Origin of the sequence: Pseudomonas sp. 8209 (assembly GCF_028682105.1) — a bacterium.
Lineage (GTDB): Bacteria > Pseudomonadota > Gammaproteobacteria > Pseudomonadales > Pseudomonadaceae > Aquipseudomonas > Aquipseudomonas palmensis.
Map to the genome: position 1 here is coordinate 249,972 of NZ_JANIAH010000005.1, position 21,679 is coordinate 271,650.

Sequence of the window (21,679 nt, forward strand, 5' to 3'; positions counted from 1 at the left end):
CGGCCTCCTTCAACGCTTGAATTGTTGGTGTTCAGCCACCGCCCGCGCCACCCACACGCGGGCCTGGCCCAGGTAATGAGCAGGGTCGAGCAGGCGGTCGAGTTCGTCCGCCGACAGCTCGGCAGTCACCTGCGGATCGTCGCCCAGCACGTCGCGCAGCTGACGCTGTTCGGCCACCGCACGCTTGCAGCAGGTTTCCAGCAGGTGGTGTGCGGTGTCCCGGCCCAGTCGCTGGGCCAGCACGATGCTGACCGCCTCGGCCAGCACCAGGCCCTGGGTCAGGTCGAGGTTGCGGCGCATGCGCGCAGCATCCACCTCCAGGCCCTCGGCAATCACCTGGGCCTGGCGCAGGGCGCCGGACACCAGGCAGCAGATCTCGGGCAGGGTTTCCCATTCGGCATGCCACAGGCCCAGGCTGCGCTCGTGCTCCTGGGGCATGGCCGCGAACAGCGTGGACACCAGCCCCGGTACACGGGTAGCGGCGCCGATCAGCACCGCCGCGCCCACCGGGTTGCGCTTGTGCGGCATGGTCGACGAGCCGCCCTTGCCCGGCGCAGCAGGCTCGAACACCTCCGCCGCCTCGGTCTGCATCAGCAGGCTCACATCGCGTCCCAGCTTGCCCAGGCTGCCGGCGATCATGCCCAGCACCGAGGCGAACTCCACCAGGCGGTCACGCTGGGTATGCCAGGGCTGCTCGGGCAGGCTCAGCCTGAGCTGCCCGGCCAGCGCCTCGGCCACCGGCAATGCCTTGTTGCCCAGCGCCGCCAGGGTGCCGGAGGCGCCGCCGAACTGCAGGCTCAGCAGGCGCGGCTTGAGCTCCTGCAGGCGCTGACGGTGACGGGTGAGTGCACCGAGCCAGCCGGCGATCTTCATGCCCAGGGTCACGGGCGTTGCATGTTGCAGCCAGGTGCGCCCGGCCAGCGGCGTGTCGGCATGCTGCAGCGCCTGGTGCGCCAGGCTGTCGGCCAGGCGCGCCAGGTCGGCTTCGATCAGGCCCAGGGCATCGCGCAATTGCAGCACCAGCCCGGTGTCCATCGCATCCTGGCTGGTAGCGCCCAGGTGCACGAAGCGCTCGGCTTCGGGCACGCCGCTGGCAATCACCTTGCCCAGCGCCTTGACCAGCGGGATGGCCGAGTTGCCGGCCACCGCGATGGCCTCGGTCAGGGCCGCGAAGTCATAGCGCTCGGCCTGGCAGGCCGCTTCGATCGGTGCCACCGCCACCTGCGGGATCAGCCCCACCGCCGCTTCGGCGCGGGCCAACGCGGCTTCGAAATCGAGCATGCCCTGCACCCGGCCACGGTCGGAAAACACGGCGCGCATGGCCGGCGCGGTGAAGTAGGCATCGAACAGCTGATTGCCCGGACGTTGGTTCATCGGTGGTCCTTCTCAATGATCGTGGTGCAGGTATGCCGCCTGCTTGGGCAGGCGCAGGCTGAACAGGAAGGCAATCGCCATCATCACCGTAACGTACCAGTAAAAGGCGTTTTCCATGTTCAGCGACTTGAGCCCCAGTGCCACATATTCGGCCGAGCCGCCGAAGATCGCGTTGGCCACCGCGTAGGCCAGGCCCACGCCCAGCGCACGTACCTGCGGCGGGAACATCTCGGCTTTGACCAGCCCGCTGATCGAGGTGTAGAAGCTCACGATGGCCAGCGCCAGGGTGATCAGCACAAAGGCCAGGAACGGGCTGGTGACGGTTTTCAGGGTAAGCAGGATCGGCACCGTGCACAGGGTGCCCAGGGCGCCGAACCAGAGCATCGAATTGCGCCGGCCGATGCGGTCCGAGAGCATGCCGAACAGCGGCTGCATGCACATGTACAGGAACAGTGCACCGGTCATGATGAAGCTGGCGGTCTTGGCGCTCATGCCCGCAGTGTTCACCAGGTACTTCTGCATGTAGGTGGTGAAGGTGTAGAAGATCAGCGAGCCGCCGGCGGTGTAGCCAAGCACGGTGATGAACGCCGCCTTGTGGTTGCGGAACAGGCCGCCTAGGCTGCCGGCATCCTTGTCGTTGCGGGTTTCGGCGCTGCTGGTCTCTTCCAGCGAGCGACGCAGGAACAGCGAGATCACCGCCGCGATGGCACCCACCACGAACGGGATGCGCCAGCCCCAGGCGCGCAGCTCATCTTCGGTGAGCAGTTGCTGCAGGATCACCACCACCAGCACCGCCAGCAGTTGCCCGCCGATCAGGGTCACGTACTGGAACGAAGCAAAGAAACCGCGCTGGCCGCGCAGGGCCACCTCGCTCATGTAGGTGGCGGTGGTGCCGTATTCGCCGCCCACCGACAGGCCCTGGAACAGCCGCGCCAGCAACAGCAGCGCCGGTGCCCAGGCACCGATGCTGGCGTAGGTCGGCAGGCAGGCAATCACCAGCGAGCCGGCGCACATCATCAGCACCGAGATCATCATCGAATTCTTGCGCCCGTGGCGGTCGGCCACACGGCCGAACAGCCAGCCGCCGATGGGCCGCATCAGGAACCCGGCGGCGAACACGCCGGCGGTGTTGAGCAGCTGCACCGTCGGGTCGTCAGAGGGGAAGAAAGCCGGGGCAAAGTAGATCGCGCAGAAGGCATAGACGTAGAAGTCGAACCATTCCACGAGGTTGCCCGAGGAGGCACCGACGATGGCGAAAATGCGTTTGCTGCGTTCTTCGCCGGTGTAATGGATTGAAGTCATGGCAATTCACTCTGGGAGGATGTCTGAAGTCTAGACACACTCGGTAACACTCACGTTCCACAGAACAATCACCCCGCTGCCCCGACCTTGCGTGGAGGTCGCAGCAGCGGGGTCATTGATTACACGCGCTCGATGGCCAGGGCCAGGCCCTGCCCGACACCCACGCACATGGTCGCCAGGCCTTTGCGCCCGCCGGATTTCTCCAGCTGGTGCAGCGCTGTCAGCACCAGGCGTGCGCCGCTCATGCCCAACGGGTGCCCCAGGGCAATGGCGCCGCCGTTGGGGTTGACCTGCGGCGCGTCGTCGGCAATGCCGAGTTCGCGCAGCACGGCCAGGCCTTGGCTGGCGAACGCTTCGTTGAGCTCGATCACGTCGAAATCGGTGACCGCCACGCCCAGGCGCTCGATCAGCTTGCGCACCGCCGGCACCGGGCCGATGCCCATTACCCGGGGGGCAACGCCGGCACTGGCCATGCCGAGCACGCGCGCGCGCGGGGTCAGGCCATGCTTTTGCACCGCCTCGGCCGACGCCAGTATCAGCGCCGCGGCGCCGTCGTTGACGCCCGAAGCGTTGCCGGCGGTGACCGTCTTGTCCGCGCCGTTGACCGGCTTGAGCCTGGCCAGGGCTTCGAGGGTGGTGTCGGCGCGCGGGTGTTCGTCGTGCTCGACCACGGTCTCGCCCTTCTTGTGCGCGATGCGCACCGGCACGATCTCTTCGGCGAAGTAGCCAGCGGCCTGGGCCTTGGCGGTGCGCTGCTGGCTGCGCAGGGCGAAGGCATCCTGGTCGGCGCGCGATACCTGATAGTCGTCGGCCACGTTGTCGGCGGTCTGCGGCATCGCGTCCACGCCGTACTGGGCCTTCATCAGCGGGTTGATGAAGCGCCAGCCGATGGTGGTGTCTTCCAGCTTCATGTTGCGCGAGTAGGCGCTTTCGGCCTTGCCCATCACGAACGGTGCACGGGACATCGACTCGACGCCGCCGGCAATCGCCAGCTCCATCTCGCCGCTGGCAATGGCGCGAAACGCCGTGCCGATGGCGTCCATGCCCGAGGCGCACAGGCGGTTGAGGGTCACACCCGGCACGCTGTCGGGCAGCCCGGCCAGCAGCAGGGCCATGCGCGCCACGTTGCGGTTGTCTTCACCGGCCTGGTTGGCGCAGCCGAAGAACACTTCGTCGAGCTGGTCCCATTGCACCGTGGGGTTGCGCTCGATCAGCGCCTTGAGCGGTACCGCCGCCAGGTCGTCGGCGCGCACGCCGGCCAGGGCGCCGCCGAAGCGGCCGATGGGGGTGCGAATCGCGTCGCAGATGAATACGTCACGCATCAGGCTTCTCCCGGCGCTTGGCCGTGGGCGGCCGCCGTGCGCGCTTCGAGGTCGCGCAGCGCAGTCAGCTCGACTTCGCTCGGCGCCACGGTGGTTTCGACGCTGTCGGCAAAGCGGATCGCCCAGCCGGTGGCGGCGACGATCTGCTCGCGGGTCACACCCGGGTGAATCGAGGTGACCACGAATTCGTTGCTACCGGCTTCAGGTTCCATGATGCACAGGTCGGTGATGATGCCCACCGGGCCAGCACCGGGCAGGCCCAGGCGTTTGCGCGAGTCGCCGCCTTCGCCGTGGCCGACCGAGGTGATGAAGTCGAGCTTGTCGACGAAGGCGCGCGAGGACTGCTTGAGGATGATCAGCACGGTCTTGGCGGAGCCGGCGATTTCCGGTGCGCCACCGGCACCCGGCAGGCGTACCTTGGGCTGGTGGTAGTCGCCGACCACGGTGGTGTTGATGTTGCCGAAACGGTCGACCTGGGCGGCGCCCAGAAAGCCCACGTCGATGCGCCCGCCCTGCAGCCAGTAGCGGAAGATCTCGCCGGTGGGCACCACGGTATCGGCGGTTTCGGCCAGCTCGCCGTCACCGATGGACAGCGGCAGTACCGTTGGCTTGGCGCCGATAGGGCCCGATTCGTAGATCAATACCACGTCGGGCGAAGAGGTCAGGCGTGCCAGGTTGGCGGCCTTGGACGGCAGGCCGATGCCGACGAAGCACACGGCGCCGTTGCGCAGGCGGCGGGCAGCGGCAACGGTCATCATTTCATTGGTGGAGTAGCTCATTGTGCAGCCTCCGAAGCGCTGGCCAGTTTTGCCTTGAAGGCAGGGAAGTCGGCGGTGCCGCGAATGTATTCGTCGATCCAGGCGGTGAAGGTCTCACGGCTGCGGGCAATCGGGTCCCAGGCCTGGTAGAAGCGGTTGTCACGCTCGGAGTAGCCGTGCGCGTAGGACGGGTGCGCCCCGCCCGGTACCAGGCACACGGCCGACAGTGCCCAGGTGGGCAGCACGCAGGCATTCATTGGCGCGTTGAGGTCGTCGACGATCTCTTCCACGGTGACGATGCAGCGCTTGGCGGCCAGGGCGGCCTCCTTCTGCACACCCAGGATGCCCCACAGCAGCACGTTGCCCTTGCGGTCGGCCTTCTGCGCGTGGATCACGGTGACGTCCGGGCGAACCGACGGCACGGCGGCCAGCACCTCACCGGTGAACGGGCAGGTCACGCTCTTGATCAGCGGGTTGACCTTGGGCAGGTCGGAGCCGGCGTAGGCGCGCAGCACCGCGAACGGCAGGCCCGAGGCACCGGCAACGTAGGCGTTGGCGAGGTCGGCGTGGCTGTGTTCTTCGATTTCCATGGCGTGCGGCCACTGCTTCTCGACCGCGTCACGCAGGCGGTGCAGCGAACCGACACCCGGGTTGCCGCCCCACGAGAAGATCAGCTTGCGGGCACAGCCGGCGCCGATCAGCTGGTCGTAGATCAGGTCGGGGGTCATGCGCACCAGGGTCAGATCCTTCTTGCCCTGACGAATGATTTCGTGCCCGGCGGCGGTCGGGATCAAATGCGTGAAGCCTTCGAGGGCGACGCTGTCGCCGTCGTTGACGAACTGCTTCACGGCGTCGTGGAGCGAGAGGATTTCAGCCATTGCAGACTCCTGGAGAGCGGTTTCAGAGGTGCCTCTGGGCGGCACCGGCATGAGCTCAGATTAAGGCGGCGCATTGGGCCGTACAATCCGATAATCGCCATAGCGTTCGATTATCGAACGTATTGTTGTTGTGCTAAGGATCCACAAACCATCGCGGGTCAAGCCCGCTCCCACAGGTACGGTGGAGATCCATGTGGGAGCGGGCTTGACCCGCGATAGGGGCGCTACTGCCAGCCGGTCAGGTCGCGTCAGCGTGGCTCACCACACCCTTGATCACCACCGCCACCGTCGCGATCGCGGCCGGGATCACCAGGGCCGTCAGCACCTGTTCGAAGTTCCAGCCCAGGCCCAGCAACGTGGCGCCCATCCAGGCCCCGAGAATCGCGCCAAACCGGCCGATGCCCAGCATCCACGACACGCCGGTGGCGCGGCCCTGGGTGGGGTAGAAGCGCGCCGCCAGCGACGGCATCGCCGACTGCGCCCCGTTCACGCACATGCCGGCAATCAGCACCAGGGTCGCCAGCAGCGTGATGTTGCCCAGGCTCTGGCCCACCGCGTAGGCGAACACCCCGGCCAGCAGGTAGAAGGTGCCGATCACCTTGTGCGGGTTGTAGCGGTCCATCGCCCAGCCTACCGCCACCGCGCTGAGCACGCCGCCGAACTGGAACAGCGCACCGATGAACGCCGCCTGCTCCATGCTCGCGCCGCTGTCACGCATCAGCGTGGGCAGCCAGCTGGTCAGCAGGTAGACGATCACCAGGCCCATGAAATAGGTCAGCCACAACAGCAGCGTGCCGAAGCTGTAGGTGCCCGAGAAGATCACCGCGAACACGTTGCGCGCCTTGACCGTCTTCTGTTCCGGCACGCTGAAGCTGGCAGCCTGGTTGACGATGCCCGGCTCGATCGGCGCCAATGTGCGGCGTACCCGGTCGGTGCCCTTGTTGCGCACCACCAGGTAACGCGCCGACTCCGGCAGCCACACCATCAGTACCACCACCAGCAGCAGCGGCAGGATGCCGCCGATCAGCAGCAGGCTGTGCCAGCCGAACATCGGGATCAGCTTGGCGGAAATGAACCCGCCACCGGCCATGCCCAGGTTGAAGCCGCAGAACATGCTGGTGACCAGCAACGACTTGTGCCGCTCGGGGGTGTATTCGGACAGCAGCGTGGTGGCGTTCGGCATGCCGGCGCCAAGGCCCAGGCCGGTCAGAAAGCGCAGCACCAGCAACTGGTCGACGTTGGTGGCATAGGCCGAGGCCAGGCTGAACGCGCCGAACAGCAACACCGCGCCCACCAGCACCACCTTGCGCCCGAAACGGTCGGCCAGCGGCCCCGAGCCCAGCGCACCGAACACCATGCCGATCAGCGCGGCGCTCATCACCGGGCCCAGGCTGGCGCGGTCGATGCCCCAGTCCTGGGACAGTGCCGGGGCAATGAACCCCATTGCGGCGGTGTCCAGGCCGTCGAGGAACACGATCAGAAAGCACAGGATGACCACCCGCCATTGGTAACGCGACAACGGCTGGGCATTGATGAACGACTGCACATCCAGGCAGTTTCCAACAGCAGCTTGGGGACTATTCATTGTTTTTATCCAGAAGATGCGCGCGAGTGTGCGGGTGCGCGCGTGAACGGCACAGACGGTCGGGTACGGGTCTTTTGGAAAGGGTCAGCTACCGTGCAGCCGGCAGGCGGGCAGGTACAGGCTGAAGCAGGACAGGGTGCAGGTCATGGGGTGTTCTCTCGCTCATTATTATTGGAGGCCGTCAGGGGCCACTTGATGCGAGGGACATTAATAAGGCGCGCGACGCGGCGCAATTCGATAAACGCAAGACTGTGCGTTTATCGAACAGGAACCGCTCGACGCATTCAACTGAACAGCTGGGTACTCAGGTCGCGGCTGGCCGCCACCATGATCGGCAGGAACTTCTGTTCCAGCTCGCTGCGACTCACCCGCCCGGCGTGGGTGCTGATGTTCAGCGCCGCCAGCACCTGGCCGGAGGCGTCGTACACCGGCACCGCGATCGAACGCAGGCCCTGCTCCAGCTCCTGGTCGACCACGCACCAGCCCTGCTCGCGCACCTGCTGGAGGATTTCCAGCAAGGCTGCCGGGTCGTGCACGGTACGGCTGGTCTTGGCCTGCAGGTCGGCGTGCTCCAGGTATTCGTGCAAGGTGGCGTCGTCCAGCGCCGCCAGCAGGATGCGCCCCATCGAGGTGCAATAGGCCGGCAGGCGCCCGCCCACCGACAGGTCCACCGAAATAAGGCGCTGCACCGTCGCCGAGCGGGCGATGTAGAGAATGTCGTCACCTTCGAGGGTGGCCATGTTGCAGGCCTCGTGCAGCTGGTCGCTCATGCGGTCCAGGTACGGCTGCGCCGATACCGCCAATGGCGTCGAGGACAGGTAGGCATGACCCAGGGTCAGCACCTTGGGCAGCAATGAATAGGTGCGCCCGTCGGTGGTGGCATAGCCGAGCTTGATCAGCGTGTGCAGGCAACGGCGAACCGCCGCCCGCGGGATCTCGGTGCGGTGGCTGATCTGGGCGATGGTCAGGTGCCGCTTGCGCTCCTGGAACGCCTGCACCACCGCCAGGCCCCGCGCCAGCGACGTCATGAAATCCGGGTCGCCGGTGAACGCCTGGATGCGCTTGGCCGGCGAGGCCACGATGGGCGGCGCCAACGAAGCGAAAGAGCTGCGCACGTTGTCGTTCAGGCCTGGGCCTTTGCCCCCTGTTTCTTCACTCATGACTCACCTCGGCAAACTTCACTTGGGCGATTATCGAACCATCGGCCGATAATCGCAATTGACCGATACCTACAATTGCTTATACCTTTCGCCTGCCACATGTGGCTTCTTGGAGAGACTGGTCAGGTACCCACCGTAGAAGTCCCAGGCACGGCCTTGCCCACCAGCAAGGCCGTTTTTGCTTCTGCCGGGCTGACAGGCCCCGACAGAAGGTGTAAAACAGCCATTCAACTGCAATCACCCTCGTCTTATATAGACGCTCGACACAATGGCCTGTGCCGCTGTCGTCGGGTTAAACGTGCTTGTGTTGAAATCGGCATCAACTCCAACTTCAGGAAACACTGTGACGAAAGATGAACTGCGCGCTGAACTCGAGCGCCAGGAACAACGTTACAAGGACGTTTATGGCGGAGAAGTCACCACATACGCCGCCCAACCAGACCCCGAACGCAAACCCTGGCGCAAACGTGCCAGCCTGCTGGACCAGGCATTTGCCGTGGAACTGCAAAAGATCGAAAAGGAGCTCAGCCCACAGGAGCCCTGACCCTCGGATAAAGCGCCCGCCCCTGGGCACGGCACCGGCACGAAGACGGTGCCTTGGGCGACCCTTGCGGCGTCGAAGATGAAACCGTTACGTAATCTCACAAATTTAATACGGTCGTTTGAATTATTCAGCCGTGGAAAACATCGGTTTTTTCTTGACCGTTCGCGTTATTTTTTCTGATTTTTGCCGATCTTTCTCGATTACCCTCCCCTCCTGCAGTGCCCTGCCCCCCCGCAAAAGCGCCCCGACCGGTCAGCACCTAGTGCATCGATTACCCAGGATTTCTGGCATAATCGCGCCCCCTTATGACCGGGTCAGAATTCCTTCATGATCGATTTATTCAGCGGACTTGATGCCTGGGTACTGGTGAGCCTGTTGCTCGCCTTGACCTTCGTGCTCGCCTTCGAGTTCATCAATGGCTTTCATGACACCGCCAATGCGGTAGCGACTGTCATCTATACCAAAGCCATGCCGCCGCACCTGGCCGTGTTCTTTTCCGGCGTGTTCAATTTTCTTGGCGTCCTGCTGGGCGGAGTCGGGGTGGCGTATGCCATCGTGCACCTGCTGCCGGTGGAGCTGCTGATCAATGTGAACACCGGGCATGGCCTGGCCATGGTCTTCTCGCTGCTGGCCGCGGCCATCGCGTGGAACCTGGGTACCTGGTACTTCGGCATCCCGGCGTCCAGCTCGCACACCCTGATCGGCTCGATCCTGGGCGTGGGCCTGGCCAACGCGCTGCTCAACGACATTCCACTGGGTGACGGGGTCAACTGGCAGAAGGCAATCGACATCGGCATGTCGCTGGTGCTCTCGCCCATGGCCGGCTTTGCCGTGGCCGCGCTGGTGCTGATCGGCCTGAAGTGGTGGCGTCCGCTGTCGAAGATGCACAAGACGCCTGAACAGCGCCGCAAGCTCGACGACAAGAAGCACCCGCCGTTCTGGAACCGCCTGGTACTGGTCATTTCGGCCATGGCCGTCAGCTTCGTACACGGTTCCAACGATGGTCAGAAAGGTATCGGCCTGATCATGCTGGTGCTGATCGGCATCGTACCGGCGCAGTTCGTGCTGGACCTGAACAGCACTACCTACCAGATCGAACGTACCCGTGACGCGACCCTGCACCTGAGCCAGTTCTACCAGCGCAACAGCGAAACCCTGGGCGAATTCCTGGCACTGGGCAAGGCCAAGGCCGGTGACCTGCCGGAGCAGTTCAGCTGCAATCCGCAACAGACCGAGCCGACCATCACCGCGCTGCAGCAGTCGCTCAACGGCGTGGCGGACTACCATTCGCTGACTGCCGAGAAGCGCGTGGAAGTGCGGCGTTACCTGCTGTGCCTGGATGACACGGCGAAAAAGGTCAGCAAGTTGCCAGGCCTGGAAGCACGTGAAAAGGCCGACCTGGACAAACTGCGTCGTGACCTGACCGCGACCACCGAGTACGCGCCGTTCTGGGTGATCCTGGCGGTGGCCCTGGCCCTGGGCCTGGGGACCATGGTGGGCTGGAAGCGTGTGGTACTGACCATTGGCGAGAAGATCGGCAAGCAGGGCATGACCTATGCCCAGGGCATGTCGGCGCAGATCACCGCAGCCTGCGCGATTGGCGCGGCCAACATCTTCAGCCTGCCGGTGTCGACCACCCACGTGCTGTCGTCGGGTGTGGCCGGGACCATGGTGGCGAACAAGAGCGGCCTGCAAGGCGGCACCGTGCGCACCATTCTGCTGGCCTGGGTGCTGACCCTGCCGGCGACGATCGCCTTGTCGGCGGGGTTGTTCTGGTTGGCGTCCAAAGCCATCGGTTGAAATAACGCTGCACCGCAGAAGGGTCAGCCATTCATTTGGCTGGCCCTTTTTTCATGGCCCTGCGCAAACGCACTGTCATTTATGTCAGTAGACGATGGGCCACCTGCAGCGCACCCTCCTTTTCACGCCGACAAGGAGAATGCACATGTCGAAGGACGGCCATATCCACGCTTGCGCTGGCGCCATGCTCATCGCCCGGGCCCTGCACAGCGCCATGCGTTTGCCCAATGGCGATGTGCTGGTTGCCGGCGGCATCACCAATGGCGGGCTTGCCACCGACAGCGTGGAACGCTTCAGCTTTGAGCAGCGCGAATGGACGCATCAGCCCCCCAAGCAGAAGGCGGCATTCTCGCAACTCACGGTCACTCTCGACGACAGGTCCTTTCTGCTGGTGGGCGGCTCGCAAACCGGGGAAGCCAGCGACCACGTCGAGCGTTTCGACCCCATCCGCTCATGCTGGACAACGCTGCGCAGCCTCCAGGTTGCCCGCTTCAGCCACACCGCTACGTCATTGTGGGGCGGCACGAACAAGGTGCTTGTCATCGGCGGCAACCACCTCAAGGGCGATACCGGTAAAGTGCTCGACATCGTCGAGCTGTACGACGTCGCCAGCGACGAGTGGTATCAGCTCGGTGAGCGCAGTCAGGCACGCATGACCCACAGCGCCACGTTGCTCGATTCCGGCAAGGTGCTGATTATCGGCGGCTATGCCCCCGACCAGGCACTGACCCACTGTGAACTCTTCGACCCGCAGACCGGGCGGTTCGAGCCGACCAGGCCATTGCCTGCCCCCCGCATGCAGCATACGGCCACGCTGCTGAACAATGGCCAGGTGATGGTGGCGGGCGGCACCTGCATGCCGTTTGGTGAAAGTGCACTGGAATCGTTTCTGTACGATCCGCTAACCAATACCTGGCGAAGTGGCCCGCCCATGCAGCGTGGACACCAGGGGCACACCGCCACGTTGCTGCCCGATGGTCGGCTGCTGGTGGCCGGCCATACCAGACTGCCCTACCGCCCCAGCACCGAGCTGTACGACCCACGCCAGGATGCATGGGTGCTGGGCAGCGAGCTGAACGAACCGCGTTTCTCCCACAGCGCCACGTTGCTGCCCGACGGTCAGGGCGTGCTGCTGTGCGCAGGCCAACTGCTCACACCCGACACGGCCTATACACGAAGCTGCGAGCACTGCTGCGGCCCCTTGGCACAACCTGCCGAGCCTGCGCAGGGTACCGGCTCGGTGCCTTCGGGCCCGCTTGAGAACTTGCCGGCGAACCGGCAACTCCACTGCCTCGACGCCTTGTCAGCGGCGCTTGCTGCCCCCCAGCAGTGAGCCCATCAAGCCCCGCACCAGTTGCCGTCCGAACTGATTGGCCGCCTGGCGCACCGCCGACTTGATCGCCTGCCCCGCCGCGCTCTGCAAGAACTCCCCGGCCTTGTCGGCCAGGCTTTCCTCAGCCGGCGCCTGCTGCGCCGATGGCACCTGCCCCTTGCGCGCCATCAATATCTCGTACGCCGACTCCCGATCGATCGGCTTGTCATAGCGCCCCTGCAACGGCGACGCCGCAATCAGCGCCGCCCGCTCGGCCTCGCTCAACGGCCCGATGCGCGATTGCGGCGGCGCGATCAGTACCCGCTCGACCATGCCCGGCGTGCCCTTGTCCTGCAGGGTGCCCACCAACGCCTCGCCAATGCCAAGCTCGGTCAGCACCGCCAGGGTGTCGAACGCCGGGTTCGGCCGAAACCCATCGGCCACCGCCCGCAGCGACTTCTGCTCCTTGGCCGTGAACGCACGCAAGCCATGCTGGATACGCAGGCCGAGCTGGGCGAGCACATCGTCCGGCAGGTCGCCCGGCGACTGAGTCACGAAATACACCCCCACCCCCTTGGAACGAATCAACCGCACCACCTGTTCCAGACGATCCTGCAAGGCCTTGGGCGTGCCGCTGAACAACAGGTGCGCCTCATCGAAAAACAGCGCCAGCAGAGGCTTGTCCGCATCGCCACGCTCGGGCAACTGCTCGAACAGCTCCGCCAGCAACCACAGCAGGAAGGTCGCATACACCTTCGGCGCCTCGTGCACCAGGCGGCTGGCATCGAGCAGGTGGATGCGCCCGCGCCCGTCGGCAGCAGGCTGCAGCAGGTCTGGCAACTGCAACGCCGGCTCACCGAACAGAGCCTCGGCCCCTTGCTGCTCCAGGGTCGCCAGGCGCCGCAACAGGGCCTGGCTGGAACCGCTGGTCATCAGCGCACTGTCTTCGCCGAGCACCTGCGGGTTGTCCTTGAGGTGGCCGAGCAGCGCCTTGAGGTCCTTGATGTCCAGCAGCAACAGGCCCTCGCGATCGGCCACCTTGAACGCCGCATACAGCGCCGCCTGCTGGCTGTCGTTGAGTTCGAGCAGGTTGCCCAGCAGCAACGGGCCCATTTCGCTCAAGGTCGTGCGCAACGGGTGCCCGGACTTGCCGTGCACATCCCACAGGGTCACCGGATACGCCTGCGGCCGATGCTCGAGCCAGGGCATGCCGGCAATCCGCTCGGCCACCTTGCCCTGCGGGCTGCCCACCGCACCCAGGCCGCACAGGTCGCCTTTGACGTCGGCAGCGAACACCGCCACGCCGGCATCGCTGAAGGCCTCGGCCAGGTGCTGCAAGGTCACGGTCTTGCCGGTGCCGGTGGCCCCGGCAACCAGTCCGTGACGGTTGGCCAGGCGCATGGCCTGGCACACCGGCTGCCCCGCCAGGTCCGCACCGAGAATGAACTGCGAAGAGTCAGGCATGTTTTTTCACCCTCTGTTCAAGCTTTAGTAGTACTCGGCCGATACCAAGTGTTGATGTTTCACCCAGAAAGTCAGGAAAAGCCCGACAAGGACATGGGAACTGCACTGCTTTCAAGATGCCTTTGTGCGAATGACCCGGATATAAAGACCTTAGCGGACCCAATACGCCATGAATAAAAGCTTCCGTTTCAGCCATAAGATCTTGCTGGCTGCTTCCCTGATCGTCCTTGTGGCCTTCACCCTCTTTACTCTCTACAACGATTACCTGCAGCGTAATGCGATTCACGAAGATCTGGAAAACTATGTCGGCGAAATGGGCGATGCCGCCTCGACCAACATCAAGAACCTCTTCGAAGGACGCCTGCTGCTGGTAGAGAACCTGGCACAGAACATCGCGGCAGCTCCCGGCAACCTCGATTCGCTGCTGGACCAGAAGGTGCTGGCGTCGAGCTTCATCACGGTGTACATGGGCAAGACCGACGGCGGCTTCACCGTGCGCCCGGTGATCCAGATGCCTGACGGCTACGATCCGCGCATCCGCGACTGGTACAAGGACAGCATGGCGGCCAACGGCCCGACCCTGACCGAACCCTACCTGGACATCAGTACCGGCAAGATGGTGATCGGCATGAACGCCACAGTGTCGCGCGAACTGGGCGTGGTCGGTGGCGACATGGAGCTGGACGCCCTGGTCAAGATCATCAACTCCCTGAATTTCGGCGGCATGGGTTACGCGTTTCTGGTGAACGACCAAGGCAAGATCCTGGTGCACCCGGACAAGGACCTGGTGATGAAGTCGCTGTCGGACCTGTACCCGAACAACACCCCGCGCCTGACCAAGGAACTGACCGAGGTCGAGAACAACGGCCAGACCCGTATCCTCAGTTTCGCACCGGTCAAAGGCCTGCCATCGGCCAACTGGCACATCGGTCTCTCGATCGATAAAGAAAAAGCCTACGCGATGCTGAGCAAGTTCCGCACCTCGGCGGTGATCGTCACCGTGATTGCGGTGGCCATCATCATCGCCCTGCTCGGCATGCTCATCCGCGTGCTGCTGCAACCGCTGCACATCATGACCCGCGCCATGGAAGACATCGCCCAGGGCGAAGGCGACCTGACCAAGCGTCTGAGCATCCACAGCAACGACGAATTCGGCACCCTGGGCCGCGCCTTCAACCACTTCGTCGAGCGTATCCACAGCTCGATCCGCGAAGTGTCCTCGGCCACCCAGCAGGTCAACGAAGTGGCACTGCGCGTGGTCAGCGCCTCCAACTCCTCGATGGTCAACTCCGACGAGCAGGCCAACCGCACCAACAGCGTGGCCGCCGCGATCAACGAGCTGGGCGCCGCTGCCCAGGAAATCGCCCATAACGCCGCGCAAGCCTCGCAGCAGGCCAGCTCTGCACGCCACCTGGCCGAAGAGGGCCAGCAGGTGGTAGACCGCAGCATCCAGGCGATGAACCGTCTGTCGGACCTTATCTCCACCTCCAGCTCGCACATCGAGACGCTCAACAGCAAGACCGTGAACATCGGTCAGATCCTCGAAGTGATCACCAGCATCTCGCAACAGACCAACCTGCTGGCCCTCAACGCGGCCATCGAGGCGGCCCGTGCCGGTGAAGCCGGGCGCGGGTTTGCCGTGGTGGCCGATGAAGTGCGCAACCTGGCCCACCGTACCCAGGAGTCGGCACAACAGGTGCAGAGCATGATCGAAGAGCTGCAGGTCGGCGCCCGCGAGTCGGTCGACACCATGAGCCAGAGCCAGCGCCACAGCCAGGACAGCGTCTCGATCGCCAACCAGGCCGGCGAACGCCTGGGCAGCGTCACCCTGCGTATCGGCGAGATCGACGGCATGAACCAGTCGGTGGCCACCGCCACCGAAGAGCAGACCTCGGTGGTCGAGTCGATCAACATGGACATCAACGAAATCAACATGCTCAACCAGGAAGGCGTGGAGAACCTGCAGGCCACCCTGCGTGCCTGTTCCGACCTGGAACAGCAGGCCGGCCGCCTCAAGCACCTGGTCGGTACCTTCCGCATCTGACCGCGCGCGCCCGGCGGCTTGCTCGCCGGGCGCGCAACATGATCGAACAAACTATCCTTCACTGAGGTCCACCCTAGGGCGCGTCATCCACCGCATATCCATGCGCGATGACAACCTGAAGACGGTCTCGGAGGGATGCTGATCGTGCACATCGCTGACATCACCATGTTCTACGCCCCCGCCAGTGGCGGTGTGCGTACCTATCTTGATGCCAAACACCGCCGCCTGGGCCTGAACCCCGGCGTTCGCCACAGCCTGCTGATCCCCGGCGCCAGCGCCAGCCATGCCAATGGCATCTATCAGGTGCCTGCCCCCGCCCTGCCCTTCGGCAATGGCTACCGCTTCCCGCTGCGTCTGGCGCCCTGGCGCAACGTGCTGCATGACCTGCAACCGGACCTGATCGAAGTGGGCGACCCCTACCTCACCGCCTGGGCCGCGCTCGATGCACGGCGCCAGCTCGATGTGCCGGTGATCGGGTTCTATCATTCCGACCTGCCGCTGCTGGTCGGCAACCGCATGGGCCACTGGTTCACGCCCAATGTCGAAGCCTATGTCAGCAAGCTGTACGGCAACTTCGACCGGGTGCTGGCGCCCAGCCAGGTGATGGCCGACAAGCTGCGCGGGCTGGGCATCGGCAATGTGCATGTACAGCGCCTCGGGGTGGACCTGCAGACCTTCCACCCCGATCATCGCGACCCCGGCCTGCGCGCCGAACTGGGGCTGGCCGACACCACGCGCCTGCTGGTGTTCGCCGGGCGCGGCTCCCGGGAGAAGAACCTGCCCGTGCTGCTGGACTGCATGAAACGCCTGGGCAAGCACTACCACCTGCTGCTGGTGGGTTCGCACATGCCCAGCAACGTGCCGGCCAACGTCACCATCATCAACCACTTCTGCCCGGCCACCCAGGTCGCCCGCCTTTTGGCCAGTGCCGATGCGCTGCTGCACGCCGGCGACCAGGAGACCTTCGGGCTGGTGATACTCGAGGCCATGGCCAGCGGCATCCCGGTGGTGGCGGTAGCGGCCGGGGCCTTTACCGAAATCGTCGAACCGGGCTACGGCCGGCTGTGCACGCCCAACGACGGCCAGGCGATGGCCGCCGCCGTGCGCGAGCTGTTCGAGGCCGGCGCACCGCAACTGGGGCAGCAGGCACGCCGGCATGCCGAACAGCACTACGCCTGGGACACGGTGGTCGGCGGCCTGCTCGAACACTATCGGGCCGTGCTGGGTCATCACGAGCAACCGGTGCGCGCCCATGCCTGAACAGCCTGACCTGCACAACCAGCGCCCCAGCGTGCTGCTGGTGCTGCACGACGTGGCCCCGGAAACCTGGCCCGACTACCAGCCCTTCGTCGAAGCCGTGGACGCCCTGGGCGACATCCCCATGACCCTGCTGGTGGTACCCGACTTCCACCGGCGCAACCCTGTGCAGCAGGCCCCGGCCTTTCGCCAGGTGCTGGAGCGGCGACTGAGCCGGGGCGACGAACTGGCCCTGCATGGCTACTACCATGCCGACGACGGCCCGCCGCCACGTTCGCCGCGCGAGTACTTCATGCGCCGCATCTATACCTGGGAGGGTGAGTTCTACGCCCTGGGCCAGGCCCAGGCGCTGCATCGCCTGAATGCCGGGATCGAGCTGTTCCAGGCCTGCGATTGGCCGCTGACCGGCTTCGTTGCCCCGGCCTGGCTGATGAGCGAAGGCACTCGCCAGGCCCTGCGCGAAACCCCGCTGCACTACACCAGCGACCCGCAGCACCTGTTCCGCCTGCCCGATTTCAGCCGCATCGACGCCCCGGGGCTGGTGTGGAGCGCCCGCAGTGCCTGGCGCCGCGGGCTGTCGAAAGTGCTCAGCGAGGCGCGCCGGGCACGCCTGCAGCAGGCGGCCACGATCCGCCTCGGGCTGCACCCGGTGGACATGCGCCATGCCTACTCGCGCCGCTACTGGCTCGACACCCTGCAGCAACTGCTGCAGCAGGGCCGTACCCCCATGACCAAGATGGCCTGGCTGGCCAGCAGGCCCGGCGCATGACTCGCCTGGGCTGGCTCACGCTGGCCCTGCTGCTGGCGCTGCTGGTACCGACGCTGCTGGGCGGCAGCGACCTGCTGCCGCGCCTGCAGCGGTTCCCGCTGGCGCTGCTGATGGGGTTGTTCGGCATGATCGTGCTGTGCTGGTGCATCAACGCCCTGCGCCTGCGTCTGCTGCTCGGCACCCAGGGGGCGGCGCTGGGGCGGGTGCGCAGCCTGGGGGTGATCATGGCCACCGAGTTCGCCATCTGCTCCACCCCCGGCGGCAGCGGCGGGCCATTGGCGCTGGTGGCCCTGCTGGCCAGGCACCGGGTGCGCCCGGCCCAGAGCAGCGCGGTGTTCGCCATGGACCAGCTCAATGACCTGGTGTTCTTCCTGTGCGCGATGTTCGGGATTGTCATCTACATGCTGTTCCACCGCTTCAGCGCAAGCATGCAGGGCATGCTGCTGGCCAGTGCGCTGATGATGTTCGCCGCCCTGCTGGCGGGGCTGGCGATACTGCGCTGGCGCCGCGGGTTGATGCGTGCGATGGGCCGGCTGCTGCGGCGGTTGAAGGTGCGTGACGCCACGTGCCGACGCTGGGCGCGCAAGGTGCTGCATTTCTTTCGCGCGTTTGCCGCCACCTGGCGCCTGCCCAAGCGGGTACTGGCGCTGGTGTTCGGGCTCACCTGCCTGCACTGGGCGCTGCGCTACAGCGTGCTGTACCTAGTGTTGCGCGGGCTGGGGACAGACCTGCAGTGGGTGTCGAGCTTTCTGGTGCAGATGCTCGCCCTGAGTGCCGGCCAGTTCAGCCTGTTGCCCGGCGGGGCTGGCGCGGCGGAGTTGACCTCGGCGACGCTGCTGACGCCCATGGTGGGCAAGTCGACCGCGGCAGCGGCGATTCTGATATGGCGGGTGGTGACGTACTACTTCTATCTGGTGGTGGGCGGCCCGGTGTTCGTCTGCCTGCTGGGCAAGCCGCTGCTGGAGCGGTTGCGCCTGGCACGGCGGTAGACACGCGTTGTGCCCTTCGCCAGCAAGGCTGGCGAAGGGCCGGTGCGGTCCTAGAACACCACCGTCTTGTTGCCGTGCACCAGCACGCGATCTTCCAGGTGATAGCGCAGGCCGCGGGCCAGCACCATCTTCTCGACGTCGCGACCGAAACGCACCATGTCCTCGATGCTGTCGCTGTGGCTCACACGCACCACGTCCTGCTCGATGATCGGGCCGGCATCCAGCTCTTCGGTCACGTAGTGGCAGGTGGCGCCGATCAGCTTCACGCCTCGCATCGACGCCTGGTGATACGGCTTGGCCCCCACGAACGACGGCAGGAAGCTGTGGTGAATGTTGATCACCTGCTGGGCGTATTCCTGGCACAGCTGTGGCGGCAGGATCTGCATGTAGCGCGCCAGCACCACCACGTCGGCGGCATGCTCCTTGACCAGACGCGACACCTCGGCAAATGCCGGCTGCTTGTTCTGCGGGTCGACCGGTACGTGGTAGAACGGAATGCCGTGCCACTCGACCATGCTACGCAGGTCGTTGTGGTTGGAGATCACGCACGGGATATCGCAGTCCAGCTCGTTGCTGTGCCAGCGGTGCAGCAGGTCGGCCAGGCAATGGGACTCGCGGCTGGCCATCAGCACCACGCGTTTCTTCTGGTCGGTGTCGGTAATGCGCCACACCATCGAAAACTCTTCGGCAATCGGCGCGAACGCTTCGCGCAGCGCCTCGATGCCGAAAGGCAGGGTATCGGCACGGATTTCGTGACGCATGAAGAACCAGCCGCTCAGGTCATCGGAATGATGGCTCGCTTCGGTGATCCAGCCGTTATGGGACGCCAGAAAATTACTGACTTTGGCGACGATGCCGACACGGTCGGGGCAAGCGATCACCAGCCGATAGGTGCGCATGAGAGGGGCTCCAGAGTTCGCAAAGGCGCGTATTCTAACGACTGCCCGGAAAAACTGCAGTAGTGATTGCATACCGTGTATCACAACCTCACACCGCAGCCAGCCTGGGCTTGCACCTCGTCAAGGGCACATTAAAGTTATTTAACAATTGAAGCGGATAATTGGGAGTATCTCGTCACAATACCCTTTCAATTATGAAGGTATTCCGCAATGACGGCGGTTTAATGTTTACTTGTATTAAGTGTCTGACTATTATTGCTGCACCGCTGTCCTGCGTCCCTTCCCTCCAAGGAATACCTCATGTCCCTGATCAACGAATACCGCGCTACCGAAGAAGCCATCAAAGAACTGCAAGCCCGCCTGAAGAACCTGTCCGAAGACAACAAGCTGAAAACCGAGCTGGAGTTTGAAGCCAAACTGCGCGAGCTGATGGGCGAGTACTCCAAGTCGCTGCGCGACATTATTGCTCTGCTGGACCCTGAGGCCAAACTGAACAAGGCCCCTCGCGGCCCGGTTAAAACCACCGGCACCAAGCGTGCACGCAAGGTCAAGCAATACAAGAACCCGCACAATGGCGAAGTCATCGAAACCAAAGGTGGCAACCACAAGACACTCAAAGAGTGGAAAGCCAAGTGGGGTGGTGACGTAGTAGAAGGCTGGGCGACCCTGCTCGGTTAATCGCTGGACACTGTAACCCGGTTACAGGTCAGCCCAAAACGCCAGCATGCTGGCGTTTTTTATTGCCTGCAATTACTGCAGGGCAAACCGTTCGCGCAAGTTCATGGCATGGGCTCGCCATTGCGCCAGCAACTCGCGCTGCGTGGCATCGGCATCCAGCCAGGCGCTCTGCAATGCCTGCTCGAAGCCTTCAAGGGTATTCGGAGCGCCCATTGCCGGGTCGCTCAGGCGCTGCTGGCAGAACCCGAGCCAACGCTGGCGCTCCTGTGCATCCAAGGTCTGCGGAAAATTGCGCGCACGGTAGCGAAACAGCAACTCCGGCAATCGTGCATCGTCGAACATCCACTGACCCGTGGCTAATTGCTCGGGCTCCACGGTTCTTACTTGTTCACACAGGCGTCGGTCGCGATCACCGATAAACCCGTCATACAGCTGTTGCTCGGGGTCTTCGCTCGGGGCGAATTCCTGACTGTCATAAATAGCGCTCAACTTGTTCTGCCACACGGCCTGGGCGGCACTCAACTGCTCGGCGCGCTGTTGATACAACGTCATATCCAGGCCAAGGCGTTGCTGATCTTCACCGCGCAATACACTCAAGGGCGCGACCACCGGGCAGCGATTGATCTGAATTAATTTCAACGGTACCGGCAATTGTCCCTCGGACATTTCCTCGCGTCGGGTGTACAGACGCTGACGCAACACTTCGGCATCTTCCGTCAGCAATGGGGCGATGTCCTGATGCAAGTCGCACACAATCAGCGCATTGCGATTGCGTGGATGCCAGGCCAGGGGCAGCACCACGCCAAGATAATTACGTGCCGCAGAAAAGCGTCCGGAAATATGCACAAGCGGTTGCAACAAACGCACTTGATCGAGGACTTTCTGCTTGCTGCGCAACTGGAACAACCATGCATACAGCCTGGGTTGCTTCTCGCGGATCAAGCGTGCCATTGCCAACGTGGCACGCACATCCGCAAGCGCCTCGTGCGCCTGCCCGTGATCGATGCCATTGGCCGCCGTCAGCAACTCCAGCTTCAGGCTCACCTGGCCGTCGCGCTGCGGCCACTGGATGCCATCGGGGCGCAAGGCGTAGGCAGTGCGCACCACATCGATAAGGTCCCAGCGGCTGTTGCCGCCCTGCCACTCGCGGGCATAGGGGTCGAAAAAGTTGCGATACAGGCTGTAACGCGTCACTTCGTCGTCGAAACGCAGCGAGTTGTAGCCGGCCCCGCAAGTACCCGGGCGCGCCAGCTCGGCGTGCACCCGGGTCATGAACTCGGCTTCGCACAGACCCTGGGTGGCCAACTGCGCCGGGGTAATACCGGTTATCAGGCACGCCGCAGGGTGCGGCAGAATATCGTCGGCGGGTTGGCAGAAGAGGTTGACCGGCGGCTCGATCTCGTTGAGGTCCAGATCGGTGCGCACCCCTGCCACCTGCAGGGGCCGGTCGCTGCGCGGGTTGATACCGGTGGTTTCATAGTCGTGCCAGAAAATGCTGGAGCTCACGGCGTCGTCCTGAACAGAAAATCTGCCGGGAGTCTACC

General features: G+C 64.3%; 18 protein-coding genes and 1 pseudogene. 9 read left to right on the plus strand and 10 right to left on the minus strand.

Features of this window, described 5'->3' with window-relative positions; translation table 11 throughout:
* Positions 1–9: 9 nt before the first annotated feature.
* The 7 genes from NP552_RS12745 to pcaR all read right to left on the minus strand — a co-directional run bounded on the left by NP552_RS12745 (position 10) and on the right by pcaR (position 8,379).
* Positions 10–1,374, minus strand: a complete 1,365-nt coding sequence (locus tag NP552_RS12745) for a 3-carboxy-cis,cis-muconate cycloisomerase (protein ID WP_274096793.1) — start codon at positions 1,372–1,374, stop codon at positions 10–12.
* A gap of 12 nt (positions 1,375–1,386) precedes the next feature.
* Complete coding sequence (locus tag NP552_RS12750; protein WP_078479546.1) at positions 1,387–2,676, minus strand: MFS family transporter; 1,290 nt, start codon at positions 2,674–2,676, stop codon at positions 1,387–1,389.
* 119 nt (positions 2,677–2,795) lie between these two features.
* Positions 2,796–4,001 carry a 3-oxoadipyl-CoA thiolase gene (gene pcaF, locus NP552_RS12755; protein WP_173925075.1) on the minus strand — a complete coding sequence of 402 codons (1,206 nt, stop codon included), beginning with the start codon at positions 3,999–4,001 and terminating at the stop codon, positions 2,796–2,798.
* Positions 3,998–4,777: a CoA-transferase subunit beta gene (locus NP552_RS12760; RefSeq protein ID WP_043860750.1), complete on the minus strand. Its 780-nt coding sequence runs from the start codon at positions 4,775–4,777 to the stop codon at positions 3,998–4,000. The genes pcaF and NP552_RS12760 overlap by 4 nt, the downstream gene beginning before the upstream one ends.
* The gene (locus tag NP552_RS12765) at positions 4,774–5,634 is read right to left on the minus strand and encodes a CoA transferase subunit A (RefSeq protein ID WP_043860749.1); all 861 of its coding nucleotides are present in this window, start codon (positions 5,632–5,634) and stop codon (positions 4,774–4,776) included. Before NP552_RS12765 ends, NP552_RS12760 begins: the two co-directional genes overlap by 4 nt.
* 238 nt (positions 5,635–5,872) lie before the next feature.
* Positions 5,873–7,219 (minus strand): MFS transporter, encoded by a 1,347-nt coding sequence (locus NP552_RS12770; RefSeq protein WP_274096794.1) that lies wholly within the window; start codon positions 7,217–7,219, stop codon positions 5,873–5,875.
* 284 nt (positions 7,220–7,503) lie between these two features.
* Complete coding sequence (gene pcaR / locus NP552_RS12775) at positions 7,504–8,379, minus strand: pca regulon transcriptional regulator PcaR (protein WP_173925037.1); 876 nt, start codon at positions 8,377–8,379, stop codon at positions 7,504–7,506.
* A 343-nt stretch (positions 8,380–8,722) separates the two neighbouring features.
* Here pcaR and NP552_RS12780 point away from each other — a divergent pair, with 343 nt between their 5' ends.
* The 3 genes from NP552_RS12780 (at position 8,723) to NP552_RS12790 (ending at position 12,056) form a co-directional block, all read left to right on the plus strand.
* Positions 8,723–8,923: a hypothetical protein gene (locus NP552_RS12780; protein ID WP_043860747.1), complete on the plus strand. Its 201-nt coding sequence runs from the start codon at positions 8,723–8,725 to the stop codon at positions 8,921–8,923.
* A gap of 327 nt (positions 8,924–9,250) precedes the next feature.
* A complete protein-coding gene (locus NP552_RS12785; RefSeq protein WP_043862134.1) occupies positions 9,251–10,723 on the plus strand; it encodes an inorganic phosphate transporter in 1,473 nt (490 codons plus the stop codon).
* A 145-nt stretch (positions 10,724–10,868) separates the two neighbouring features.
* Entirely contained in the window at positions 10,869–12,056 is a 1,188-nt protein-coding gene (locus tag NP552_RS12790; protein WP_274096795.1) for a Kelch repeat-containing protein, read from the plus strand.
* On the opposite strand, the gene NP552_RS12795 is transcribed toward NP552_RS12790, so the two are convergent.
* On the minus strand, positions 12,027–13,499 hold the full coding sequence (locus NP552_RS12795) for a helicase HerA-like domain-containing protein (RefSeq protein WP_058540901.1): 1,473 nt from the start codon (positions 13,497–13,499) through the stop codon (positions 12,027–12,029). The genes NP552_RS12790 and NP552_RS12795 overlap by 30 nt on opposite strands.
* A 169-nt stretch (positions 13,500–13,668) precedes the next feature.
* Between NP552_RS12795 and NP552_RS26065 the strand changes: the two are divergent.
* The 5 genes and pseudogenes from NP552_RS26065 to NP552_RS12815 form a co-directional block, all read left to right on the plus strand.
* A pseudogene (locus NP552_RS26065) lies at positions 13,669–14,685 on the plus strand (cache domain-containing protein); the annotation flags it as partial.
* 93 nt (positions 14,686–14,778) lie between these two features.
* A complete protein-coding gene (locus NP552_RS26070; protein ID WP_370409115.1) occupies positions 14,779–15,543 on the plus strand; it encodes a methyl-accepting chemotaxis protein in 765 nt (254 codons plus the stop codon).
* 135 nt (positions 15,544–15,678) lie between these two features.
* The gene (locus NP552_RS12805) at positions 15,679–16,803 is read left to right on the plus strand and encodes a glycosyltransferase family 4 protein (protein ID WP_054914809.1); all 1,125 of its coding nucleotides are present in this window, start codon (positions 15,679–15,681) and stop codon (positions 16,801–16,803) included.
* Positions 16,796–17,569: a DUF2334 domain-containing protein gene (locus tag NP552_RS12810; RefSeq protein ID WP_088515525.1), complete on the plus strand. Its 774-nt coding sequence runs from the start codon at positions 16,796–16,798 to the stop codon at positions 17,567–17,569. The genes NP552_RS12805 and NP552_RS12810 overlap by 8 nt, the downstream gene beginning before the upstream one ends.
* Positions 17,566–18,558 (plus strand): lysylphosphatidylglycerol synthase transmembrane domain-containing protein, encoded by a 993-nt coding sequence (locus tag NP552_RS12815; RefSeq protein WP_043862128.1) that lies wholly within the window; start codon positions 17,566–17,568, stop codon positions 18,556–18,558. The genes NP552_RS12810 and NP552_RS12815 overlap by 4 nt, the downstream gene beginning before the upstream one ends.
* A gap of 50 nt (positions 18,559–18,608) precedes the next feature.
* Here NP552_RS12815 and purU read toward each other — a convergent pair whose 3' ends face one another.
* Entirely contained in the window at positions 18,609–19,457 is an 849-nt protein-coding gene (gene purU, locus NP552_RS12820) for a formyltetrahydrofolate deformylase (RefSeq protein WP_043862127.1), read from the minus strand.
* A gap of 300 nt (positions 19,458–19,757) precedes the next feature.
* Between purU and mvaT the strand changes: the two genes are divergently transcribed.
* A complete protein-coding gene (gene mvaT, locus NP552_RS12825; protein WP_043862126.1) occupies positions 19,758–20,135 on the plus strand; it encodes a histone-like nucleoid-structuring protein MvaT in 378 nt (125 codons plus the stop codon).
* A 72-nt stretch (positions 20,136–20,207) separates the two neighbouring features.
* Here mvaT and sbcB read toward each other — a convergent pair whose 3' ends face one another.
* Positions 20,208–21,641 (minus strand): exodeoxyribonuclease I, encoded by a 1,434-nt coding sequence (sbcB, locus tag NP552_RS12830; RefSeq protein WP_043862125.1) that lies wholly within the window; start codon positions 21,639–21,641, stop codon positions 20,208–20,210.
* Positions 21,642–21,679 lie beyond the last annotated feature (38 nt).